The sequence below is a fragment of the Arthrobacter sp. JZ12 genome, assembly GCF_035189165.1.
Classification (GTDB): Bacteria; Actinomycetota; Actinomycetes; order Actinomycetales; family Micrococcaceae; genus Arthrobacter_D.
In genome coordinates, this window is record NZ_CP045246.1 from 2643094 (window position 1) to 2664941 (window position 21848).

21 protein-coding genes are annotated in these 21848 nt (G+C 64.7%); 8 read left to right on the forward strand and 13 right to left on the reverse strand.

Features of this window, described 5'->3' with window-relative positions:
* Window positions 1-82 precede the first annotated feature (82 nt).
* Window positions 83-748 carry a histidine phosphatase family protein gene (locus tag GC088_RS12250; protein ID WP_323959272.1) on the reverse strand — a complete coding sequence of 222 codons (666 nt, stop codon included), beginning with the start codon at window positions 746-748 and terminating at the stop codon, window positions 83-85.
* A 254-nt stretch (window positions 749-1002) separates the two neighbouring features.
* Here GC088_RS12250 and GC088_RS12255 point away from each other — a divergent pair, with 254 nt between their 5' ends.
* Together GC088_RS12255 and GC088_RS12260 are read left to right on the forward strand one after the other, a co-directional pair.
* Window positions 1003-1554 (forward strand): YceI family protein, encoded by a 552-nt coding sequence (locus tag GC088_RS12255; protein ID WP_323959273.1) that lies wholly within the window; start codon window positions 1003-1005, stop codon window positions 1552-1554.
* A 117-nt stretch (window positions 1555-1671) separates the two neighbouring features.
* The gene (locus tag GC088_RS12260; RefSeq protein WP_323959274.1) at window positions 1672-2349 is read left to right on the forward strand and encodes a hypothetical protein; all 678 of its coding nucleotides are present in this window, start codon (window positions 1672-1674) and stop codon (window positions 2347-2349) included.
* Window positions 2350-2386: 37 nt separating this feature from the next.
* Here GC088_RS12260 and GC088_RS12265 read toward each other — a convergent pair whose 3' ends face one another.
* Both GC088_RS12265 and GC088_RS12270 read right to left on the reverse strand, forming a co-directional pair.
* Window positions 2387-3097 carry a redox-sensing transcriptional repressor Rex gene (locus GC088_RS12265; RefSeq protein ID WP_323959275.1) on the reverse strand — a complete coding sequence of 237 codons (711 nt, stop codon included), beginning with the start codon at window positions 3095-3097 and terminating at the stop codon, window positions 2387-2389.
* A 131-nt stretch (window positions 3098-3228) separates the two neighbouring features.
* Window positions 3229-3507 (reverse strand): glutaredoxin family protein, encoded by a 279-nt coding sequence (locus tag GC088_RS12270; RefSeq protein WP_323959276.1) that lies wholly within the window; start codon window positions 3505-3507, stop codon window positions 3229-3231.
* 72 nt (window positions 3508-3579) lie between these two features.
* On the opposite strand from GC088_RS12270, the gene GC088_RS12275 reads away from it, so the two are divergent.
* Window positions 3580-4422 (forward strand): HAD family hydrolase, encoded by an 843-nt coding sequence (locus tag GC088_RS12275; RefSeq protein WP_323959277.1) that lies wholly within the window; start codon window positions 3580-3582, stop codon window positions 4420-4422.
* 96 nt (window positions 4423-4518) lie between these two features.
* Here the strand turns inward: GC088_RS12275 and GC088_RS12280 are convergent, their stop codons facing one another.
* The 5 genes from GC088_RS12280 to GC088_RS12300 form a co-directional block, all read right to left on the reverse strand.
* Window positions 4519-4617, reverse strand: a complete 99-nt coding sequence (locus tag GC088_RS12280) for a 30S ribosomal protein bS22 (protein WP_003792170.1) — start codon at window positions 4615-4617, stop codon at window positions 4519-4521.
* A 223-nt stretch (window positions 4618-4840) separates the two neighbouring features.
* Window positions 4841-5053, reverse strand: a complete 213-nt coding sequence (locus GC088_RS12285; RefSeq protein ID WP_323959279.1) for a helix-turn-helix domain-containing protein — start codon at window positions 5051-5053, stop codon at window positions 4841-4843.
* 152 nt (window positions 5054-5205) lie between these two features.
* On the reverse strand, window positions 5206-6285 hold the full coding sequence (locus GC088_RS12290; protein WP_323959280.1) for a 3-deoxy-7-phosphoheptulonate synthase: 1080 nt from the start codon (window positions 6283-6285) through the stop codon (window positions 5206-5208).
* Window positions 6286-6553: 268 nt separating this feature from the next.
* Window positions 6554-7000, reverse strand: a complete 447-nt coding sequence (locus GC088_RS12295; RefSeq protein WP_323959281.1) for an ArsR/SmtB family transcription factor — start codon at window positions 6998-7000, stop codon at window positions 6554-6556.
* A 68-nt stretch (window positions 7001-7068) separates the two neighbouring features.
* A complete protein-coding gene (locus GC088_RS12300; RefSeq protein ID WP_323962063.1) occupies window positions 7069-8217 on the reverse strand; it encodes an acetoin utilization protein AcuC in 1149 nt (382 codons plus the stop codon).
* Between the two features lie 192 nt (window positions 8218-8409).
* Between GC088_RS12300 and GC088_RS12305 the strand changes: the two genes are divergently transcribed.
* Together GC088_RS12305 and GC088_RS12310 are read left to right on the forward strand one after the other, a co-directional pair.
* The gene (locus GC088_RS12305; protein WP_323959282.1) at window positions 8410-9822 is read left to right on the forward strand and encodes a TrkH family potassium uptake protein; all 1413 of its coding nucleotides are present in this window, start codon (window positions 8410-8412) and stop codon (window positions 9820-9822) included.
* A gap of 22 nt (window positions 9823-9844) precedes the next feature.
* Window positions 9845-10483 carry a potassium channel family protein gene (locus GC088_RS12310; protein ID WP_323962065.1) on the forward strand — a complete coding sequence of 213 codons (639 nt, stop codon included), beginning with the start codon at window positions 9845-9847 and terminating at the stop codon, window positions 10481-10483.
* Window positions 10484-10487: 4 nt separating this feature from the next.
* Here GC088_RS12310 and proC read toward each other — a convergent pair whose 3' ends face one another.
* The 4 genes from proC to GC088_RS12330 all read right to left on the reverse strand — a co-directional run bounded on the left by proC (window position 10488) and on the right by GC088_RS12330 (window position 17232).
* Window positions 10488-11321, reverse strand: a complete 834-nt coding sequence (gene proC / locus GC088_RS12315) for a pyrroline-5-carboxylate reductase (protein WP_323962067.1) — start codon at window positions 11319-11321, stop codon at window positions 10488-10490.
* 264 nt (window positions 11322-11585) lie between these two features.
* Window positions 11586-12578 carry a Ppx/GppA phosphatase family protein gene (locus GC088_RS12320; protein WP_323959283.1) on the reverse strand — a complete coding sequence of 331 codons (993 nt, stop codon included), beginning with the start codon at window positions 12576-12578 and terminating at the stop codon, window positions 11586-11588.
* 70 nt (window positions 12579-12648) lie between these two features.
* A complete protein-coding gene (topA, locus tag GC088_RS12325; RefSeq protein WP_323959284.1) occupies window positions 12649-15405 on the reverse strand; it encodes a type I DNA topoisomerase in 2757 nt (918 codons plus the stop codon).
* A 210-nt stretch (window positions 15406-15615) separates the two neighbouring features.
* The gene (locus GC088_RS12330) at window positions 15616-17232 is read right to left on the reverse strand and encodes a DUF7059 domain-containing protein (RefSeq protein WP_323959285.1); all 1617 of its coding nucleotides are present in this window, start codon (window positions 17230-17232) and stop codon (window positions 15616-15618) included.
* A gap of 40 nt (window positions 17233-17272) precedes the next feature.
* Here GC088_RS12330 and GC088_RS12335 point away from each other — a divergent pair, with 40 nt between their 5' ends.
* Window positions 17273-17746: a hypothetical protein gene (locus GC088_RS12335; protein WP_323959286.1), complete on the forward strand. Its 474-nt coding sequence runs from the start codon at window positions 17273-17275 to the stop codon at window positions 17744-17746.
* Between the two features lie 25 nt (window positions 17747-17771).
* On the opposite strand, the gene GC088_RS12340 is transcribed toward GC088_RS12335, so the two are convergent.
* Complete coding sequence (locus tag GC088_RS12340) at window positions 17772-18689, reverse strand: oxygen-dependent tRNA uridine(34) hydroxylase TrhO (RefSeq protein ID WP_323959287.1); 918 nt, start codon at window positions 18687-18689, stop codon at window positions 17772-17774.
* A 190-nt stretch (window positions 18690-18879) separates the two neighbouring features.
* Between GC088_RS12340 and GC088_RS12345 the strand changes: the two genes are divergently transcribed.
* Both GC088_RS12345 and GC088_RS12350 read left to right on the forward strand, forming a co-directional pair.
* Window positions 18880-19437, forward strand: coding sequence for a GNAT family N-acetyltransferase (locus tag GC088_RS12345; RefSeq protein WP_323959288.1), 558 nt, complete (start codon window positions 18880-18882; stop codon window positions 19435-19437).
* Between the two features lie 48 nt (window positions 19438-19485).
* Window positions 19486-21840 carry a DNA 3'-5' helicase SftH gene (locus GC088_RS12350; RefSeq protein ID WP_323959289.1) on the forward strand — a complete coding sequence of 785 codons (2355 nt, stop codon included), beginning with the start codon at window positions 19486-19488 and terminating at the stop codon, window positions 21838-21840.
* Window positions 21841-21848: the final 8 nt, after the last annotated feature.

Here is a 21848-nt window from a genome sequence, read left to right on the forward strand (position 1 = left end):
CGGCATAACGACGACGGCGAGGGGCAACATTCGAAAGAGTCACAACAGCTTCCACAAAGTTCTACAACGCGTAGTAATGGTATTACGCTCCCGGGAGGTTCTTCGCACGGGGCAGCAGGTCCGCGCAGGGCTCCTCGTACCGGACGCCGGTGAGGTCATCGCCGTCGAAATAGAGAGAGGTGACCGAAGTCAGGGAACACCTGCGCTGGCGGGGGTCATGCCACAACCGCTTCTTTTCAGCCGCTAGCCGCGCAACCCAGATGGGCAACTGGTGGCTGACCATGATGGCTTCTGCGTTCCGGCCCTCGGTGATCTCAAGAGCTTGGCGGCGCGCGTCGTTCACCGCGTCCATGACACGCTTCACCTGTGCCTGGTAGGGCTCGCCCCAGGAGGGCGTGAACGGGTTGCGCAGCGACTTCCAGTGCCGGGGGTGCCGCAACTGCTGGGCAACCTGCGCCATTCCCTCGAACTTGTTTTCCGCCTCGATGATGCGTTCGTCAGTCACCACCGTCAGACCCAACTCACGGGCGGTTGGCTCTGCGGTTTCCTGCGCGCGGGTCAGCGGCGAGGCGACAAGATGCACGATCTCGGACCCGCTTTTGCGCCGCTCAACGAAGTGCGTGGCAACCCGCTCGGCCATCTCGCGGCCGAGCTCGGACAGGTGAAACTCCGGCAACCGGCCGTAGAGGACCCCATCCGGGTTATGTACTTCACCATGGCGCACAAGATGAACGGTGGCTGTGGGCATATACCAAGTTTCGCACCCTCTGATACCTGAGGCTAAATCGGCTCTATTTCACCCCCGTCCCTGCCCAAGCCGAAGCGCTCCTGCAACCCGTCCCCGGACCGCTCCTGTAGTGCGCGGAAAAAAATATTTGAAAGTTGAAGCAAACTCTGGAATAAAAGATGCAAACGCATGTTTATTACAGGTACACCCGATCAGCCGTCCCGGCCGATCACCGATCAGCCACACGATTAGTTACCGAGATCAGGAGAAAGATCATGGCAATCCCCACCGGACTCACCCAGGGCACCTGGAACTTCGACGGCGCACACAGCGAGGTCGGCTTCACCGTACGGCACGCAGGCATCAGCAAGGTCCGCGGCAACTTCGACACCGTTGACGCTTCCCTGCAGGTCGGCTCCTCCCTCGAGGACTCCAAGGTCACCGCAACCATCAAGACCGCATCATTCAACTCAAACGACGAGAACCGCGACGCGCACGTCCGTGGAGAAGACTTCTTCGACGTTGAGCAGTTCCCCGAGATGACCTTCGAGTCCACCCGCGTCGAGGGTGCGGGCGAGACCTACAAGCTGATCGGTGACCTCACCATCCGCGGCATCACCAAAGAGGTTGTCATCGACACCGAGTTCAACGGTGTCGCGGTCGATCCGTTCGGCGCCACCCGCGCCGGCTTCTCCGGCCAGACCGTGATCTCCCGCAAGGAGTTCGGCCTGACCTGGAACGCTGCCCTCGAAGCCGGCGGTGTTCTGGTCGGTGACAAGGTCACCATCAACCTGGATGCAGCCTTCGTGGCCCCCTCGGCCAACTAGGCACTGCACCACACTGCAGAATCCCGACAAGGGGCGCACCGGACCACCCGGTGCGCCCCTTGTTTATTCATCCTCAGGATCCGCCTCCGCCGCATTCCACGAAGGTACGCTGAGCCCATGAGCATCCCACCCAATGACCCACAGCCTTCCGAACGCGATCCGCGTCATCTCTCCGGGACAGATCCCCTGAATCCGGCAGAACCGGGTCCCACCCAAAACTCCGGCGCGGGCCTGTCGCCCGAGCCGCAGAAGCCTGCTTCGCCGTACTCCTACCAGGCGGCCCAGCCCTCCGGCTACGCCTACCCCAGCGCTGCTTCAATGCCGACGTCGGCGCGCCCTCCGCTGCCCCGGGAAGTGAACCTTGCGTTCTGGCTAATCATCGCTGCCGGCGTTCTCAACTTCATCTCGACACTGCTGGGCGGCGGAGCTGCCAGCGGCACTCCAGCAAGCCTTCAGGGCGCAGCCATCGGAATTGCCATCGTCGTCGGGCTGGTTACCACCGGCATCTACGTGCTGCTGGCCATCTTCATCCGCAAGGGCCACAACTGGGCCCGCATCACCGCCACTGTGCTCGCCGCGATCTCCCTGCTGCTTCTGATCATGAGCTGGGTTACGCTCGCCGCGCTGCAGGGTAATCCCGAGGTCCAGCAGCAACTCGGCGGACAGAGCCTTCAGCCCGGCGGACTGGAAATCACACTGAACATCCTCATCACCCTGCTGGGCGTGGCCGGAGTTGTGCTCTGCTGGCTCAAGCCCTCCAATCCCTACTTCAAACCCCAGCAGCTCACCTACTGAGGTAATGCGTTACAGCTACTGAGGTGAAGCGGTTCAGCTACTGTGCAGCACGGGCGCGGGATCCGGTCTCAAGATCGGGGTCCTGCGCCCTTTGCGCGTGATAGGCAAGAATCTGGAGCTCCGTGGCCATGTCCACCTTGCGCAACTGGACGTGATCGGGGATCTGCAGCACAACCGGAGCGAAGCTGAGGATGCTGGTGATGCCTGCAGCCACCAGTTCGTCGCACAACTCCTGCGCCACCGCTGCCGGCACCGCAAGTACGGCCATATTGGCGCGCGTCCGGTGAAGCACCGTGGCTAGCTCCTGGACGGGGCTCACGCGCAGCCAACCCACCTCCGTGCCCACAATCATCTGGTCGGTATCGAACAGAGCAACCACTTCGAAACCTCGCGACTGGAAGCCTGAATATCCCGCGAGGGCCCTGCCGAGGTTGCCCGCACCGACAATGGCAACGCGCCAGTCCTGCGTCAGGCCAAGGGCGGTGGAGATCTGGCTGTTCAGGTACTGCACGTCGTAGCCCACACCGCGAGTGCCGTAGGAACCGAGATAGGAAAGGTCCTTGCGCAGCATCGGTGAATTGACACCGGCCGCGTCGGCCAGTTCCTCGGAAGACACCCTCTCGATGCCTTCGGCCAGCAGTGAATTCAGTGCCCGTAGGTAGATGGTCAGGCGCGCGAGCGACGCAGGCGGAATGTGCCTGCCCTGCTGATCACCGGCCGGAGTACGCAGCCCGGGTATTTCCGACATGCTCACTGATTCATCGCTCCATCACTGTGCGTCGGCGGCCCGGATGGCGCCGGCGGCCCGCCGGAGGATGACGACGGGGTAAGACAACTTTAGATCGCGCCGTGGTGCCCTCAAAGTTCGCGACGAACCGGCTAGGCGAGCAAACGCCGCAGGCGTACCTCGTCGATCGTCCAAAAGTCCCGCTGCACACCGTCCAGAAGCAGCACCGGAACTTCCTCGGAAAAGCGTTGTAGCAGCTCCGGGTGATCAGTGACCGACACTTCCTTCCAGGCGACACCCCGGTCCTTGGCAACCCGATCGACCGTCTCTCGCGCAGCGGTGCACAGATGACAGTCCGGGCGTGTGACCAGCACCAGGCCGGAGGTCCAGTCCTCCGCAGCGGCATCCGTTCCCTGCACATGCTGACTCATGGCTTCCACCCTACTGGCCGCGCCCCGCATTGGGGCGCCTCGGGCGTGGCTGGCAGTGATTAGACTCGGGGTATGTCCGCGCCCAGTCTCCAACCCGCCGTCGAACCCGGCACTGCACAGCAGAGCGTGCCGGCGGAGGCGGCACCGCTGGGCGGCCAGCTCGGCGAAGCGGCCTTCTTCGACGTCGACAACACCATGATGCGCGGCGCCAGCCTCTTCCACGTGGCCCGGAAAATGTACCAACGGAAGGCATTCACCCTTCGCTTCGCAGCCGGCCTGGCCTGGAAACAGCTGCGGTTTGTCATGCGCGGGGAGAACATGACCGATATCCATGCGGTGAGGGACGCCGCCCTGGCCTTCGCGATCGGAATTGCTCACGAGGATGTACTCGCCCTGGGCGAGGAAGTTTACGACGAGATGATTGCCTCCAAAATCTGGCCGGGAGCCAGGGCGTTGGCCGAGCAGCATCTGCGAAACGGCCGCCGGGTCTGGCTGGTCACGGGCACACCGGTGGAGGTCGCCAGTGTCATCGCGAATCGCCTTGGGCTGACTGGAGCGCTGGGAACGGTCGGTGAGGTGGCCGATGGCCTCTACACAGGCAAACTCGTCGGCGAATTCCTTCACGGTCCTGCGAAGGCCACCGCTGTCCAGGAACTGGCTGAAACTGAAGGACTGGACCTCTCGCGATGCTGGGCATACAGCGACTCCTACAACGACATTCCGCTGCTCACCATGGTGGGTCACCCGGTTGCCATCAACCCGGATCACCGGCTGCGCAAGCACGCCCGCGACCACAACTGGCCCATCTACGATTTCCGCAGCGGCCGCCGTGCGGCGACGCTCGGACTCAAGGCGGCAACGGGAGCAGGTGTGGTGTACGGCCTCTGGCGCGGTTTCGCGCGCTTCAGGGGCTGACCATCCTCCCCTGAAGCATCCCGTTTCGCCGCTTCGCACGCAGTTCAGGCCTTAAATGCAAAACCGGCCCGCCTGACTGGCGGACCGGATGCGATGCTACTTCTTGTTGCGGCGCTGGTGGCGGGTCTTGCGAAGCAGCTTGCGGTGCTTCTTCTTTGCCATACGCTTGCGGCGCTTCTTAATTACTGAACCCATAGAGTCCTCACAAACTATTCATTCCGGTTCCGGACAACCACTACCGACCGGTACCGGCGGCAGGGACGCTCGAATCTGACAGGTTGGTGCGCGCACAGGACGTGCACCGTGCGGCCGCACCAAAACGGCCGTCTACGCGAAACGCTTCTTAACAGAGTACCCGCTCAAACCGGCCTTCCTGACCGGACGAAGACGCCCGGCGCGCAGCGGGGCCCGACGGCAATCAGCCGGTGCTGGATTGCCCGTCGATGGACGCCGACCGCAGATACTGCTGGACGGCCGACTCAGGCACCCGGTATGACCTTCCGAACTGTACCGCCGGCATATCTCCCGCGTGGATCAGCCGGTAAACAGTCATCTTGGACACCCGCATTACCTCGGCCACTTCCGCGACTGTAAGGAAGCGCACGTCGGAAAAGCTGCTCCCGCTCGTCATCTCACCACTGTCCTTCTCTCTGAGACCTAACCCTGAGATTGGCGGTCCGCTCCTTGAGGATCGCCGGACGGCGTGTCGCCTTGAGACCTGAGGTTATCCGTCTAGGGAGATACTGTAGTGGTTGAAGTGACCAAAGTGAAAGCACGGGTCGGTCACGGCTTGCCATCAGTACGACGGCGCCGCGATCCTTCCGCGAGATCGGCCAGCACACCGGCGGTCACGTCCCAGCCCATGCAGGCATCGGTGACGCTCTGCCCGTAGACAAGCTCGCGGGGTGCTGCAACATCCAGCTTCTGGGCACCCGGCACCAGGAAGCTTTCCAGCATTACCCCTGCAATGACTTCGGTCCCAGCCACTGACTCCGCCAGCTCCCGCGCCACTCCCGCCTGCCGCTCGTGATCCTTGCCGCTGTTGGCGTGGCTCGCGTCCACGATCAGGCGACCATTGAGCCCGGCCGAGGTTAGCTTCGCCGTCGCATTTGCGAGGTGGCCGGCACCGTAATTCGGGCCGCTGGCCCCGCCGCGCAGGATCAAGTGTGTGTCCGGGTTTCCGGCGGTGGAGACGACGGCGGCGCGACCGTCGTCGTCAATGCCCAGGAAGGACTGCGGCGCAGACGCTGCAGCGCACGCATCAAGCGCCACTCCGATGCCGCCGTCGGTTCCATTCTTGAAGCCGACCGGCATAGGCAGTCCGGAGACGAACTGACGGTGAATCTGGCTCTCGGTGGTACGGGCACCCACGGCTCCCCAGCTCACCAGGTCCGAAATGTACTGCGGGCTGATCGGCTCGAGGAATTCCGTCCCCACGGGCAGCCCAAGCTCCGCAACCTTTACAAGGAAGGAGCGCGCGGCGCGCAGCCCCGTGGCAATGTCGTGGCTGCCGTCGAGATGCGGGTCGTTGATCAGCCCCTTCCACCCGACGGTGGTCCGGGGCTTCTCGAAGTAGGCACGCATGACCACCAACAGGTCCTCGCGGTGCTCCCGGGCAGCGCCCACAAGCAGCCTGGCGTACTCGAGTCCTGCCTCCGCGTCGTGAATGGAGCAGGGCCCGGCAATGACCAGCAGGCGATTGTCCACTCCGTTCAGGACGGCCCGGATGTCCTCACGCGAGCGGCGGATGGAATCTGAAATCTCAACGCTGCCCGGAATCTCGGCCAGCAGCTCGGAGGGTGCAGGCAACGGCGCGGTCCCGCGCTGGGTGGCGGTGGGTTGTGTGGAGGTGAGGGTCTTCATGGTCCCGGCTTTCCTGGAGGATTCTGCAGCGGGACTGATGCAACAGAGCCCGCCGTGGAAACGACGAAGGGCAGGAACTTGTCCTGCCCGGTTGGCTCTGAAGGGGTTGGTAGGCGTATTAGGTGAGTGTCACCTGACGCGGCTCCTTCAGAGCCAACGCAAAATACGCATACCAACGGGTTGTCATGGAACGAGGTTAGCGCGTGGCAAACATTCGGCAAATGTGTGAACGAAATATGACGCCGGACGGATCCGCCGCATTCGGGAGTTACTCCTTGCGGCGCCGGAGCTTTGGGAACTGTGAGAGGAGGTCAGCGGCACGCTCTGCTGCGCGCCCCACAGTGCGGCCAAACGGCTGGACCGCCTCCGGGTTGCCTGCTCCGGATCGGGCCACCAACAGTTCTTCCAGATCGGCTTCAATGACGGCGGGCGCCAGCACATGCTCCGCGGAAACGGCCGGCTGGAACTCTGCCAGCCAGGAGGCTACGCCCTCGAGAGGTTCAGCGTTCAGCGAGTAGAAACGCTTCTGCCCCTGCGCCCGCATGGACACCAGCCCTGCCTCCCTCAGCACCTTCAAATGCTTGGAAACGGTGGGCTGGCTGACCTCCAGTTGCTGAACCAGTTCGCCTACAGCCTTGTCCCCGTCTCGCAGCGAGACCAGAATGTGTCGGCGGGTGGGTTCAGCGATGACGGCGAATACATCATCCACGACCATCCCATTACCTTAGCCGCATATAACGAAAGAGGCATCCCTTGAGTGGTAGAGGAGGCGATGGGGCAGGTTCAGTCAAACCACGGGTCAAGCCCGTGCAGCGGGAAGACCGCCTTGCGGGTGGCCATGATGGCACGGTCCAGGTTTTCGTTGGGGTCGAAGCCGGCTTCCCAGGACTGCCACCAGGTGTCGGACCCATCTCCGAACACGTAGGGCGCGGTGCTCCCAAAGTGTTCTTTCACGTACGCTCGCCACGGCTCGGGTACGGGCGATGAGGGAGTGATGTCCGTGCCGGCGGCCACGGCGGTGAGCAGAGTCCATGACCGCGGAACCACCGAGGTGATGTTGTAGCCGCCGCCCCCGGTAGCGATCCACCGCCCTTCGCAGAGGCTTGAGGCGAGATCGCGGATCGCGACGGCCGCCGCATACTGGGCATCCACCGTGAATCGGAGGTTGGTCAGGGGGTCGTCCCGGTGGCTGTCGCAGCCGTGCTGGCTCACGATCACTTCAGGCTGGAACGCAGTGGCCAACTGGGGAACCACCGCGTGGAACGCGCGCAGGAACCCTGAGTCGCTGGTGATGGTCGGCAGCGCAAGGTTGACCGCGAACCCGAACGCGGAGGGGCCCCCAAGTTCGTCCGGGAAACCGGTTCCGGGGAACAGGCTCATGCCTGTCTCGTGCAGGGAGATGGTCATAACGCGCTTGTCGTCCCAGAAAATCTCCTGAGTGCCATCGCCGTGGTGGGCGTCGACGTCGAGATAGAGCACGCGCTGCACTCCCCCGTCGAGCAGGCGCTGGATAGCCGCTGCCGCGTCGTTATAGATGCAGAAGCCGCCGGCCCTGGCCCGCCCCGCGTGGTGCAGTCCGCCGCCGAAGTTGACTGCATGCTGCGCGCTCCCGGACAGCACGGCCTCTGCGGCGGCGAGGGATCCGCCAACCATCCGCGCACTGGCTGAGTGCATTCCGGGGAAGGCGGGAGTATCGTCCGTGCCGATCCCTACTGCCCCGTCCGCGCTGTCGGGATCAGCGTCCGCGTCCTTGACCGCCTGGACGTAGTCGGCGTCGTGCACTGTGAGAAGGCTGGCGTCGTCGGCCACGTCCGGAATCTCGCGCGTTACCTGAGGCAGGTCGAAGAGGCCGACCAAATTCAGCAGCCTCGCCGTCAGGTCCAGCCGCAACGGATTCATCGGATGGTGGGAACCGAAGTTGTAGGCAAGCATGGCTTCGTCCCACACGACCCTGGTTGGGAAGGGCGCTGCGGACGCGTCATCGGAACTACTTGCCACTCCAGCAGGCTACGCGATCAGGGGCTCTCCTGCCCACGAGGTTCAGGGGAAAGTGGTTTACTACTCGGGAGGCCCAGCGGCACACCGCAAAGGGACCGCAGGAGAAACGGGAGCTGATCGTCAGGGATGGCAAGAGAACAACCGTCCTGGTTGGGCGGTGAGGACCGGGTCGATCTCCGGCTGCTCCGCAGGGCACGGGATTTCATTGACGGAGTAGTCAACAGCTCGCCCGCGCGCGTTGCCCTCCTGATCTTCGCGCTCGTTGTCCTGCTCTTCACCTTCCTGCTCAGCCTGCCGTTCGCAAGCCGGTCCGGAGATTTCACACCCCTGCACGACGCGCTGTTCACTGCCGTCTCCGCAGTGTGCGTTGTGGGCCTCACCGTTGTCTCGACAGCCGCCTACTGGTCCTTCTTCGGGCAACTGGTCATTCTTGTCGCCATCTTCGTCGGTGGGCTGGGGACGCTGACCCTGGCCTCCCTGCTTGCACTGGTGGTGAGCAAGCGCCTGGGCGTGCGCGGCAAGCTGCTGGCGCAGTCCGCCCTGAACAACGCAACCCGCCTAGGGGAAGTCGGCACGCTGCTGAGGATCGTCATCACCACGTCGGTGGTGGTGGAGGTGGTTCTGGCGCTGGCCCTTATTCCGCGGTTCATGATTCTGGGAGAGCCGTTCTGGCTGGCCGTCTGGCACGGGATTTTCTACTCCATCTCGGCCTTCAACAACGCGGGCTTCACACCGCACTCGGACGGCCTGGTTCCCTACGAAACGGACCTGTGGATCCTCGTACCGCTCATGCTCGGCGTCTTCATCGGCAGCCTCGGATTCCCGGTGATTCTGGTCCTCCTGCAGTTCCGCCACCATGTGCGGAAATGGAGCCTGCACGCAAAGCTCACCATCAATGTGTCGCTCATCCTGCTGTTCGCCGGAACGGTGCTGTGGGGGCTGATGGAGTGGTCCAACACTCGGACTATCGGCGAGTTGAGCGCAAGCGACAAGGTGATCCACGCGGTCTTTGCCTCGGTCATGACCCGCTCGGGCGGCTTCAATCTGGTGGATCAGAGCGAAATGGAGTCCACCACGATGCTTCTGACCGACGCGCTGATGTTTGCAGGCGGCGGTTCGGCGTCGACCGCCGGCGGCATCAAGGTCACGACCATTGCCCTGATGTTTCTGGCGATCCTTGCCGAGGGTCGCGGCGACTCGGATGTCAGTGTCTACGGCCGCAAAATCCCGCAGGGCGCCATGCGCGTTGCGATTTCCGTGCTGTTCATGGGCGCCACGATCGTCCTGGTCGGCACGGGCCTCATCCTGTGGATCTCGGGCGAGGAACTGAACCGGGTGCTCTTCGAAGTGATCTCCGCATTCGCCACCTGCGGCCTGAGCACCAATCTCAGCGCGGAGCTGCCTCCCGAGGGCAAGTACGTGCTCTCCGCGCTGATGTTCGCCGGACGCCTCGGAACGATTACCCTTGCATCGGCGCTTGCACTGCGCCAACGCAGCACGCTCTACCACTACCCGGAAGAGAGGCCGATCATTGGCTGACAGACCAGCACACAACGCGCCAGTGCTCGTGATCGGCCTGGGCCGATTCGGCTCCGCGACCGCTGAGCAGCTGGTGAAGCAGGGACGCGAAGTCCTTGCCATCGAAAAGGACCCGCAGCTGGTCCAGAAATGGGCCGGCGTCCTGACCCACGTTGTCGAAGCGGATGCCACCAATATCGACGCGCTGCGCCAGCTCGGCGCGCAGGAGTTCACCGCCGCCGTCGTCGGTGTCGGTACATCCATCGAGTCGAGCGTGCTCATCACCGCCAACCTGGTGGACCTCAACATCGACAACCTCTGGGTCAAGGCCATCACGCCCTCGCACGGCAAGATCCTGAAGCGCATCGGGGCGAACCACGTGATCTATCCGGAGGCTGACGCCGGCCAGCGGGCTGCCCACCTGGTGGGCGGCCGGATGCTGGACTTCATCGAGTTCGACGACGGCTTCGCCATCGTGAAGATGTACCCGCCGAAGGAGACACAGGGCTTCACGCTCGGCGAGTCGGCGGTGCGCTCCAAGTACGGGGTAACCGTGGTCGGTGTGAAGTCGCCGGGTGAAGACTTCACCTATGCCCGCCCCGACACCAAGGTGACCAGCCGGGACATGCTCATTGTCTCCGGTCACGTGGACCTGCTGGAGCGGTTCGCCGCCCGCCCCTGAGGCGTCAGCCGCCTAGTTCGCGGGTTATGGCTGCGGCACGTTCCGCGGCGGCGCGGGCGCCTGCGGCGATGATGTCGGGCAGCCCCTGCTCTTCGAAAGTGGCGATAGCCCGTTCGGTGGTGCCGTTGGGGCTGGTCACCGCCTTGCGCAGCGCTGTAGCATCTGCGCCGTCCTCGGCGAGCATGAAACCCGCACCGGCAACCGTCTGGGTGGCCAGCAGCCGTGCCAGGTCCTCGTCGAGCCCCAGTTTCACACCGGCCGCGGCCATTGCCTCCGCCAGGTAGAACGCGTACGCCGGCCCGGAACCGCTGACGGCTGACAGCGCATCCACCTGCTCCTCGGGTACTTCGACCACCGTTCCGGCGGCTCCGAGGATGGTGCGTGCCTGCTCCATGAGCTCAGGCGTGGCATTTGTGCCGGCCGAGATCGAGAGGACGCCCCTGCCCAGGCTGGACGGTGTGTTGGGCATGCTGCGGATCACCGGCTGGCCCGGAGGCAGCGCTGCTTCGAGCATGTCGATCGAAATGGCTGCCGCGACACTGATCACCACCGTGCCCGGCTTCAGTGCAGGACCGATCTCCCGCGCCAGGTCGAGAATGCCCACCGGCTTCACACCCAGCAGGACGACGTCGGCCGCTTCAGCGGCTTTCCGATTGGCGCCGGAGTCCTCGGCTGTGGACAGCGCGGCCACTGCGTGCCTGCCTGCGAGGGCTGCAGCCTTCTCGGGGGTTCGCACCGTCGCGGTCACCTGGCTCGCCGGTAGGCCGGCGGCAAGGAGACCGGTAAGAATTGCGCCGTTCATTGAACCGCAGCCAAGGAAGGAGATGTGCTGGGAGATGGAAGTAGCCATTGGCCCATCGTGTCATGGCGGCTGGATTCCCAGCATCCTCACAGCCTGTATGGGGGTCAGCTCCAAGGTTTTCCAGTACAGTCGTTATCACCTCATAAAGGTGCGAGTGATGAAGCCGGGCTCTCCCTGGCCCGGTCAGTGCCGGTGAGCAACAGCAGTGTTTCCCCCAATCACGCTGACGCTCACCGGCACTTCCTTTTGGGGTGCTGGTCCGGTGCCTAAATTAACGCCTATTGCATGCCTGTCGGGGTGTCAGGACCCCTGCGCGCCAAGACGCACATGACCGACGCCGACGGACGGCATGGGTTCATCGGCCTCGAACATGAAGTGGTCGAAGCGGCGGAGAATGAGCCCTTCGCGCAGTGCCCAGGGGCAGATGTCCATCTGCGTCACATTGAAGGCTTCGAAGGCGGCTTCCGCCACCAGTGCCCCGGCAAGCACCTGGCGTGCGCGCAACTCAGAGACGCCGTCGAGATTCACCCTGTCGGAGACGGGCATCGCTTCCAGGCGCTTCGACCAGAGCGCAAGATCCTCATAGCGCAGGGTCCGCCGCACAAACGGGCCCGCCGCTGAAGGCGCTGCCCCGGCGATGCGTGCCAGGGACCGGAAAGTCTTGGACGTGCCGGCAACCAGGTGTGGCTTCCCCAGCCCTGCGAAGGCGCTGGCCGAGTCTTTGAGTGTCTGCCGGATGTAGCGGCGGAGCTGCTTGACGTCGCGCGGAGCCGGCGGGTCGCCGGGGAGCCATTCCCGTGTCAGCCGGCCTGCGCCGAGGGGAACGGATTGGGCCACCTCGGGCAGTTCGTCATGGCCCATGGCCATCTCGAAGGAACCTCCCCCGATGTCGAGGTTGAGAATGGAACCGGTGCCCCATCCGTACCATCGCCGAACGGCCTGAAAGGTGGCGGCGGCTTCCTCTGCTCCGGTGAGTTCCTGCAGGACAACCGAGGTTTCCGCCTCTACCCGTCGCAGCACGTCCTCGCCGTTTCCGGACTCGCGAATTGCGGAGGTACAGAAGGCAAGGAAGTCCTCGGCCCGATGCTCGGCAGCAAACGCCCGGGCCTGCTTGATGAAGGCGATGAGTTCGCGCTGCCCGTCCTCGCTGATGCACCCTTCCGGGTCCAGGTAGCTCACAAGCTGCAGTGGCCGCTTGTGGGACGCATAGGGAACCGGGCGAGCCCCGGCGTGCGCGTCCACCAACAACAGATGGACAGTATTGGATCCGATATCGAGAACGCCTAGCCGCATGGTCCCATTATGTAGGGTGCGCCGGCGGCGTCTTAATCCGCAGCCGGCCCATGCAACTGCTGAGCGCGGGCTACTTCCGCGCCGTCGCCTTGCGCTTGGCCGGTGCACGACCTCCCGACTTGCGGGGAGCGGGCCCCTTTGCACGCTTCTCCGCCAGCAACGCCACTGCCGTCTCCCTGGTCAACTCCTCGATCGCGGTCGATCGCGGCACGGTGATGTTCGTGACGCCGTCAGTAATGTAAGGACCGAAACGGCCCTCCTTGACCACGATCGGCTTCTCGGACACCGGGTCGTCCCCGAACTCGGCCAGCGGCGGGGCAGCTGTCCGGGCTCCACGCTGCTTGGGCTGTGAGTAGATTTCGAGCGCCTGTTCCAGCGTGATGGTGAAGATTTCCTCTTCCGATCCGATGGAACGGGAATCGGACCCCTTCTTCAGGTAGGGGCCGAAGCGCCCGTTCTGCACGGTGATTTCGTTGCCTTCGGCGTCCTGTCCGAGGACCCGGGGCAGGTTCATCAGCTTGAGCGCGTCTTCGAGCGTGACAGTTTCGATCGACATGCTCTTGAAGAGCGATCCGGTGCGCGGCTTGACCTTCGCAGGCTTCTTCGGCGGCTTCGGCTTCCCGTTCTTGTAATACTCCACCGGCTGATTGGCCAGTTCCTCCGCCGTCGGCTCGGGAATGAGCTCGATGACGTACGGTCCGTAGCGGCCGTCACGCGCCACGATGGTGCGTCCTGTCTCGGGATCTGTCCCCAGGACCCGCTCCTCGGAAGCCGGGTTGTTCATGAGCTCCACCGCCTTCTCTGCGGTGAGCTCATCGGGAGCCAGGTCTTCGGGCACGTTGGCGCGCTGCGGCTCCGTTCCTTCCGGAGCGTCCGCCGGCAGCGGTTTCTCGAGGTAGGGACCGAATTTGCCGACCCGAAGCACAATGCCGTCGGCAATTTCAACCGAGTTGATGCGCCGCGCGTCGATCTCGCCGAGGTCGTTGACGATCGTGTTCAGGCCGGTGTGGCTCTGGTCTCCGTAGTAGAAGTGGTTGAGCCACTGAACCCGCCCCTGCTCGCCTCGGGCGATCCGGTCGAGGTCCTCCTCCAGTTCCGCCGTGAAGTCATAGTCCACGTAGTCGTGGAAGTGCTCCTCCAACAGGCGAACCACCGAGAACGCAATCCAGCTCGGAACCAGGGCCTGCCCGCGAGTCCGGACGTAGCCCCGGTCCATGATGGTGGAGATAGTGGCAGCGTACGTGGACGGCCTGCCGATACCGCGCTCTTCGAGCACCTTGACGAGCGACGCTTCCGTGTACCGCGGCGGCGGCGAGGTCTCGTGCCCCACGGGCTGGACGGAGTCCACTCCCAGAGCGTCGCCGGTGGCGAGGTTCGGCAGGCGGCCGCCCTGTCCGGCGTCGTCGGCGTCTGTCCGGTCTTCGTCATCGCGGGAGGCATCCCGCCCTTCCTCATAGGCAGCCAGGAAGCCGCGGAAGGTGATGACCGTTCCGGACGCGGCGAACTCGGCATCCTTGCCGTCGGCGGTGACCGCGCCAAGGCGGACCGAGGCGGTCGAGCCCTTGGCATCCGCCATCTGGGAGGCGACCGTGCGCTTCCAAATCAGCTCGTACAGCCGGAATTCGTCACCCTGAAGCTGCTGCGCAACCTGCGCCGGGGTGCGGAAGGAATCGCCCGCGGGACGGATGGCCTCGTGTGCTTCCTGCGCGTTCTTGGACTTGCCCTTGTAGACCCTGCGGGCGTCCGGAACATACTCGGCTCCGTACAGCTCGGAGGCCTGCCTGCGGGCGGCGTTGATCGCCTGGTCGCTCAGGGCCGGCGAATCGGTTCGCATGTACGTGATGTAGCCGTTCTCATACAGGCGCTGGGCAACCTGCATGGTCACGCGAGAGGAGAACCGCAGCTTGCGGGCGGCTTCCTGCTGGAGAGTGGAGGTGGTGAACGGCGCAGCCGGCCGGCGGGTGTACGGCTTGGTCTCGACCGAGCGGACCTCGAAGGCCGACTGCTGCAGCCCCTCGGCGAGCGCCGTGGCTGACGCCTCGTTGAGGAGGGCGACGTTCTGGGTCTTGAGTTCACCGCGATCGGTGAAGTCCTTGCCCGTTGCTACCCGCGTACCATCTACGGACACCAGTTTCGCATTGAACGACTCGCCCTTGGCGGAATCCTCCGGCGAGAACGTTCCGGTCAAATCCCAGTACGACGCCGCGCGGAACGCCATGCGCTCCCGCTCCCTTTCCACCACGAGGCGGGTGGCCACGGACTGCACTCGGCCTGCGGACAGGCCCCGCGCCACCTTGCGCCACAGCACTGGGGAGATCTCGTACCCGTAGAGGCGGTCGAGGATGCGCCGGGTTTCCTGTGCGTCGACCATGGGGATGTCAAGGTCCCGCAACTCCTCCATGGCGCGCTGGATGGCTTCGCGGGTGATTTCGGGGAAGGTCAGCCGGTAGACGGGTACCTTGGGCTTGAGCACCTCCAGCAGGTGCCAGGCGATGGCCTCGCCCTCCCTGTCACCGTCAGTGGCCAGGTACAGTTCGCTGGCGTCCTTCAGGGCGGCCTTGAGTTCGGCGACCCGCTTCTTCTTGTCGGCCGAGACCACGTAGTAAGGCTCGAAATCCTTTTCCAGGTCCACGGCGAACTTGCCGAGTGAGCTCTTTTTCAGCTCGGCTGGCAGGTCGGAAGGCTGGGGCAGGTCGCGGATGTGCCCCATGGATGCAGTTACTTCGAAGCCCTCGCCGAGGTAGCCCGCAATGGTCTTGCTCTTGGCCGGAGACTCGACAATGACGAGCTTCTTGCCGGGCTTCTTGTCGGTTGCCTTGGTTGGCACTTTTCTCCTCGGTACGGGTACTTCTTTAAACAGCAGCAAGCCGCTCGATCTGAGCACAGAATGAGGTTGTTCGGGCGTCCTGCCCTTCACAGTATGCGGCATGCGTACCTGCACTAGGGTAACGGTTCGCCGCAGGGCACCCCGCCGACGGGGCAGGTCTGTGCATATCCCGATCCCTATTCCAGAGCCGAGCGAGCCCGGCCGACGTCCTCAGTCTTCCTTCACCGGAAGAAGGAAGCCCTCGGCCACGAGATTGCGTACATCCCCGATAAGGCCGCTTCGGAAATCGTCATCCGTCCGGTCCAGCAGCGCGGCAAGGGCACCGATGATCTGCCCGGCGGAGAGTTCGCCGTCGCACGCTGACATAAAGCCGGCCAGTTCGGTGCTGAGCAGATTGGTCCGCCGGAATCCGGCACCCTGGCGAAGGAGGATCACGCCCGGGTGCTCGGCGCCCGGGCGCTGGTGCCGCTCCTCGGTGACGTCGTCGGCTACCAGCAGGTGCACGCGCGACAGATCCTCGCAGGAGCCAAGCCAGTCGTGGCGCTCCACGGCCGCGGTGATGTGCGGGCCGATGGGCTGCTCGAGCTCGTAGGTGATCTCTTCGAAGCGCCGAAGATTCGCCGGCCCACCGGCGTTACGCAGCCACACGTACCCGAATCCGATGTGTTCCACGGCGCGTGAGGCGAAGTCCGCGAGATACGCACTGAAGCGCTGGGCGAAACGTGCGGGGTCCCGCTGCTCGGCGGCGTCGCGCAGCCAGGTCTCGGCGTACTGCGTGGGCGGAAGCTGCTCGCGCTGGATCACCCAGGCGTCAGCGGTGTCCTCCAGCCACCCGGTGATCCGTTCCTGCCACGAGGCGCCCTGCGGAATCTCCCAGTTACCAAGCAGTTGGGCCGTCCCGCCGGGCTTCAGCACCGAGGGGAGGCCGGAAATCAGTGTGGCGACGATCGCGTCCCCAGCGAGGCCGCCGTCGCGGTAGGTGAAGCGGTCCTCGGCCTGTTCGCCGGCGCTGCGCGGCGTGATGACGAATGGCGGGTTGGACACCACCTGATCGAAGGTCTCCCCAGCCACCGGCTCCAGCAGGCTGCCCAGCCTCAGGGAGACACGGGCGTCAAGGTTGAGCGGATCGATTCCGAGCGCATCGGCGTTGAGCAGCAGGTTGAACCGGGTCATGGCGAGTGCCCGCTCAGAGATGTCGGTTGCTGTGACGTGCCCTGCGTGAGCCAGCAGGTGAAAGGTCTGGATTCCGCAGCCGGTTCCCAGATCCAGCGCCCGCTGCACGGGTTGCCGCACGGCGAACTGGGCAAGGGTAAGGGAGGCCTGCCCGATCCCCAGCACGTGGTCGGCGCGCAGCACGCCCGGACGCACATGCGAACCCAGATCCGACGCGACCCACACCTCACCGCCGGTATCCGAGGAGTAGGGGCGCAGGTCCACCGCCGCGCGGAGGGACGCGCCGTCGTCGTACTCTTCCAGCAGGTTCAGGGTCTGCAGTCCCGCAACCGTGGTCTGCGGCAGGGCGGCGGCGAGGACGTCAGGAGGCAGCGCCTCCCCCAGCAGGAACACCAGCACGACGGCGGCCAGTCGTCGGGTTGCTTGGCTGCCACCGGCGGCATGGTCACCGCCGGCGCCGTCGACGGCGGCGCGGGCCGCCAGCAGGGCGGGAACGGGCTGGTCCCGCTCAAGCGCCGCGTAGGCGTCCGGCCCGACCAGGTCCGCGACGCCGTCGACCGTGTAGTTGATGTCCCGCAGGTCGGCGGCGAGCCGATCGAGGAGGTCCTGGTCGTCGCTTCGGGGGGCACCGGGTACGGCGGCGAAGTTCGTCACGCTGGCCAGTCTAGGTTGTCGGATGGGGTTTACTTGGCGGATGGGGAACTACGCAATGCGCACCGTGGCAGCCATCTGTGCGGCATTGGGCGCGCTCAGTCTTACGTCGTGCACGTCGCCGACGGAAGAAGCGCCATCCGCCGGGTTGGGCGCGGATACAGCCGTCTGGGCCGAGTCCGTTCTGGGGAGCCACGAGGGCACGCACCTCACGGGCACGCACCAGGGGTCCGAACCGAGCATGGGCGCTTTCCACAACACCGACGCCGGTTGGTACGAGCTGCGGATGGCATGTGCGGACCGGAACGGTGTTGCCTCCGGCGACAGCATGGCCGTGGCCGTTACAGCTGACGGAGAACCGGTCGGGGACGGATCGGTCGGATGCTCCGGTTCGGCTGTGTCATCGCACATTCAGGTGATGGCACCGGCCGAAAACCTGGAAGTTGCCATCACCAATTCCGGCGTGGACATGGTCTGGGTTGTGGCGCTGGAACCCGGCCCACCGCCGTCGTCCTAGCTGGCCGTCACCCCAACTAGGCTGGCTAGGCGGCGCCGACAGCTGTCGCTTCGGCCTCGTCCGTCTCACACCCCTGCGGGCAGCGGAGCGTGGCCGGGTCCGCAGCGCAGTCAGCGCAGTAGAGGGTGAGATTGCGGCAGCTCAGGTTGGAGCAGTTCTCGAACTTGTTGGTGGCCGCCTGGCAGCGGACGCACTTGCCGATGGTCTTGGCGTCCTTGGTGAATTCGACGTGCATCCGCTTGTCGAAGACGTAGAGCGAACCCTCCCACAGCCCCGAGTCGCCGTAGGCCTCGCCGTACCGGACTATGCCGCCCTGCAGCTGATACACCTCGTTGAAGCCGCGGTTGACCATCAGGCTGGAGAGAACCTCGCAGCGGATGCCCCCGGTGCAGTAGGTGACCACGGGCTTGTCCTTCAGGTGGTCGTACTTCCCGGAGTCCAGTTCGCGGACAAAGTCGTGGGTGGTGTTCACATCGGGAACCACCGCATTCCGGAACTTCCCAATCTGCGCCTCGAGCGCGTTGCGGCCGTCGAAGAAGACAACCTCATCGCCGCGCTCGTCCACCAGCTGGTGCAGCTGTTCCGGCCGCAGGTGGACGCCTCCGCCGACAACGCCGTTCTCGTCAACCTTCAGCTCACCCGGCGCACCGAAGGACACGATCTCGTCGCGGACCTTCACGCTCAGGCGCGGGAAGTCGTCCGCTCCGCCCTCGGACCACTTGATGTCCATCTTCTTGAAGGCCGGGTACTCACGTGTTGTCTTTACGTATTGTTTGACGGCGTTGAGCTCGCCGCCCACGGTTCCGTTGATCCCGTCCTTCGAGATGAGGATGCGGCCGCGGAGCCCGAGCTTCTCGCACAGGGCGCGCTGCCAGAGCCGGATTGCCTCCGGATCAGGCAGCGGGGTGAAGGCGTAGTAGAGGACGATACGGTTCATGGGCACGCGTTAAAGGGTACCGGCGGCAGAACTGCCCGCTCCAAATCGGCGACCACTCCGTCCTGCTATGTTCAAGCACCCGCAGCACCACTATCGTTCACTCATGGAAGCAGTACTTTCCGACCAGCTTGTCCGCACCTGGGTTTTCGGCTAGGCCAAGTGCCGCGGCTACGAAGCGCAGGACAACGGTCTGAGCATGTCCGTCCTGCTCACCGACCAGCAGAATCATCTCGAAACCATCGTGTATGAGCCCACCATCGGTGAGTACCTCAAACTCGCGCAGGAAACGCGCGAGGACTCCTACCGCGTACTTACGGTGATCACCAACCGCATGCAGGACCTCATTGACGCTGCCGAACCGCTGGGAATGCGCGTCACCGACCGCTGGCAGGCGCTGATGAGTGCTGATATGGAGGAACAGGACGTGGAGGATCCCCTTCCGCCCGACGACGTGTTCACCCTCCACCACATCCGTGAGGCGCAGTGCCGGAGGGTCTCGGTCACTGCGAACGGTGAGGAGGCGGCGCGCGGATCTGTGGCCCGGCAGGACGGCTATGCGGTTTTCGACCGCATTGTCACTGAGGAGAAGTACCGACGGCGGGGACTGGGCAGTTTTGTCATGCGTGCCCTGACTGCCGACATCCTGGAGGAGGACGTGGACACCGGCCTGCTGATGGCTTCTGCCGATGGACGGCACCTGTACCAGCACCTGGGCTGGACGCATCTGGCCGACGTCTTCGTGATTCGCCGCTGAGGGCGAAATCCACCCCGCCCGTGGGAGCCGGGGTGACAGAATGGGCTGGTGCCTGCCCATGATTCCCTGATTCCGCTGCTGGGCGGCGAGGATCCTGAGCAGCTGGTCCATGTGCGGCATCTGCCGCCGCGCGAGGCTGTTCACAGCGCGTGGCCGGCCTGGGTTCATGATGACGTTGTTGCCGCTTACCGTGCCCAGGGTATTGCCGAGCCCTGGAAGCACCAGGCTGAAGCCGCTGACGCGGCGCACAGCGGATCCCACGTGGTGATCGCGACGGGAACCGCCTCCGGCAAGTCGCTTAGCTACCAGCTGCCGGTGCTCGATGCCATCCATCGTTCCGCGCTTCAGGAGCAGATCGCGCTGGAGCCCGCGGGCGCCGTCGCTCTTTACCTCTCCCCCACCAAGGCGCTGGCGGCCGACCAGCTTTCGGCGATCTCTTCCCTTGGTCTTTCAACCGTCCGAGCTGACACGTACGACGGGGACACCGACTCAGGAGCGCGGCGCTGGATACGCGACCATGCCAATCTGGTGCTCGCGAATCCGGACATGCTGCACTACGGAATTCTGCCCAACCACGCGTGGTGGGCGCGTTTCTTCCGTCGCCTCGCCTACGTGGTCGTGGATGAGGCGCACAGCTACCGGGGGGTCTTCGGGTCCCACGTGGCGAACCTGCTGCGCAGGCTGCGCAGGGTCTGCGAGTTCTATGGTGCCCGTCCGGTATTCATCGGTGCGTCAGCGACTTCTGCTGCGCCCGGTGAGTCTTTCGGAAAGCTCATCGGCGCACCGGTCCGTTCCTTCACCGAGGACGCCTCGCCTCACGGCTCCACCACGGTTGCGTTCTGGGAGCCGCAGCTGACCGAGCTCCGTGGGGAGAACGGCGCGCGTCAGCGCCGGACGGTCATCGCTGAAACGTCGGACCTGCTCACAAACCTTGTCTCCGCCCATGTGCGCACCATCGCGTTCATCAAATCGCGCCGTGGTGCTGAAAGCATTGCTGCGAACACCAAGAGGCTCCTGCAGGAGGTTGAGCCGAGCCTTCCGGCACGGGTGGCCGCCTACCGTTCCGGATACCTGCCTGAGGAGCGCCGCCAGCTTGAGTCGGCGCTGCGGTCAGGCCGCCTACTGGGTGTGGCCAGCACCTCGGCACTGGAACTGGGCATCGACATCTCCGGTCTAGACGCGGTGCTGGTGGCGGGGTGGCCCGGCACACGTGCTTCGCTCCTGCAGCAGATCGGCCGGGCCGGGCGCTCCGGGCAGGACGCGCTTGCTGCCTTCGTGGCGAGCGACGACCCCTTGGACACCTATCTGGTTCACCATCCTGAGGCGGTGTTCGATGTGGGTGTTGAGGCGACGGTTTTCGATCCCGCCAACCCGTACGTGCTTGGGCCGCACCTGTGCGCTGCCGCCGCGGAGATTCCCCTGGCCGAAGGGGACCTGCCGCTCTTCGGGACTACGGCTCCCACCCTGCTCGGCCAGCTGGTGGATCAGGGACTGCTGCGCCGGCGCCCAGCCGGCTGGTTCTGGACGCACCCGCAGAGCGCAGCAGGAATGGTTAACCTGCGGGCCGACGGCGGCGGACCGATCAACATCATCGAGAGCGAGACGGGGTCCGTTCTCGGCACAATGGACTCGCCGCAGAGCCACTACCAGGCCCACACCGGTGCGGTGTACATCCATCAGGGCCAAAGCTACGTTGTCGAGGAACTGAACGAGCAGGACCACTGCGCGATCGTCACCCGCGCCAATCCCGACTATTACACGCAGGCCCGGGACGTCACGCAGATCGAGGTGATCTCGGAGCAGCGCAGCGTGCCCTGGGGCCCCATCCGCGTCTGCTTCGGCGAGGTGAAGGTCACCACCCAGGTGATCTCCTTCCAGCGCAAGGCGTTTGTCTCCAACGAGATCCTCGGCGAAGAGCCTCTCGACCTTGGAGCGCGTGACCTCTTCACCAAGAGTGTCTGGTTCGAGTGCGACAACCGCCTGCTGGAAAGCTCCGGCATCACCGCGGCCGATCTGCCCGGTGCCCTGCATGCAGCCGAGCATGCGGCGATCGGGCTGCTTCCCCTCGTGGCTTCCAGTGACCGGTGGGACATTGGTGGGGTGTCCACCGCGCTGCATGCGGATACCGGCCTGCCCACCATCTTTGTCTACGACGGGCACCCTGGCGGTGCCGGCTTCGCCGAGCGCGGCTTCGAAGCGGCAGCGACCTGGCTGGGCGCAACCGCCGATGCCATCCAGTCCTGCGAGTGCGACGACGGTTGTCCTTCCTGCGTCCAGTCGCCCAAGTGTGGCAACCGCAATAACCCGCTGAGCAAATCCGGCGCGCTCACCCTCCTGCGCATGCTGCTGGCGCAGGCTCCGGACGGCGAGCCTGCGCCAGAGGCGAGCATGACGGACGGGTAATCCTCCTC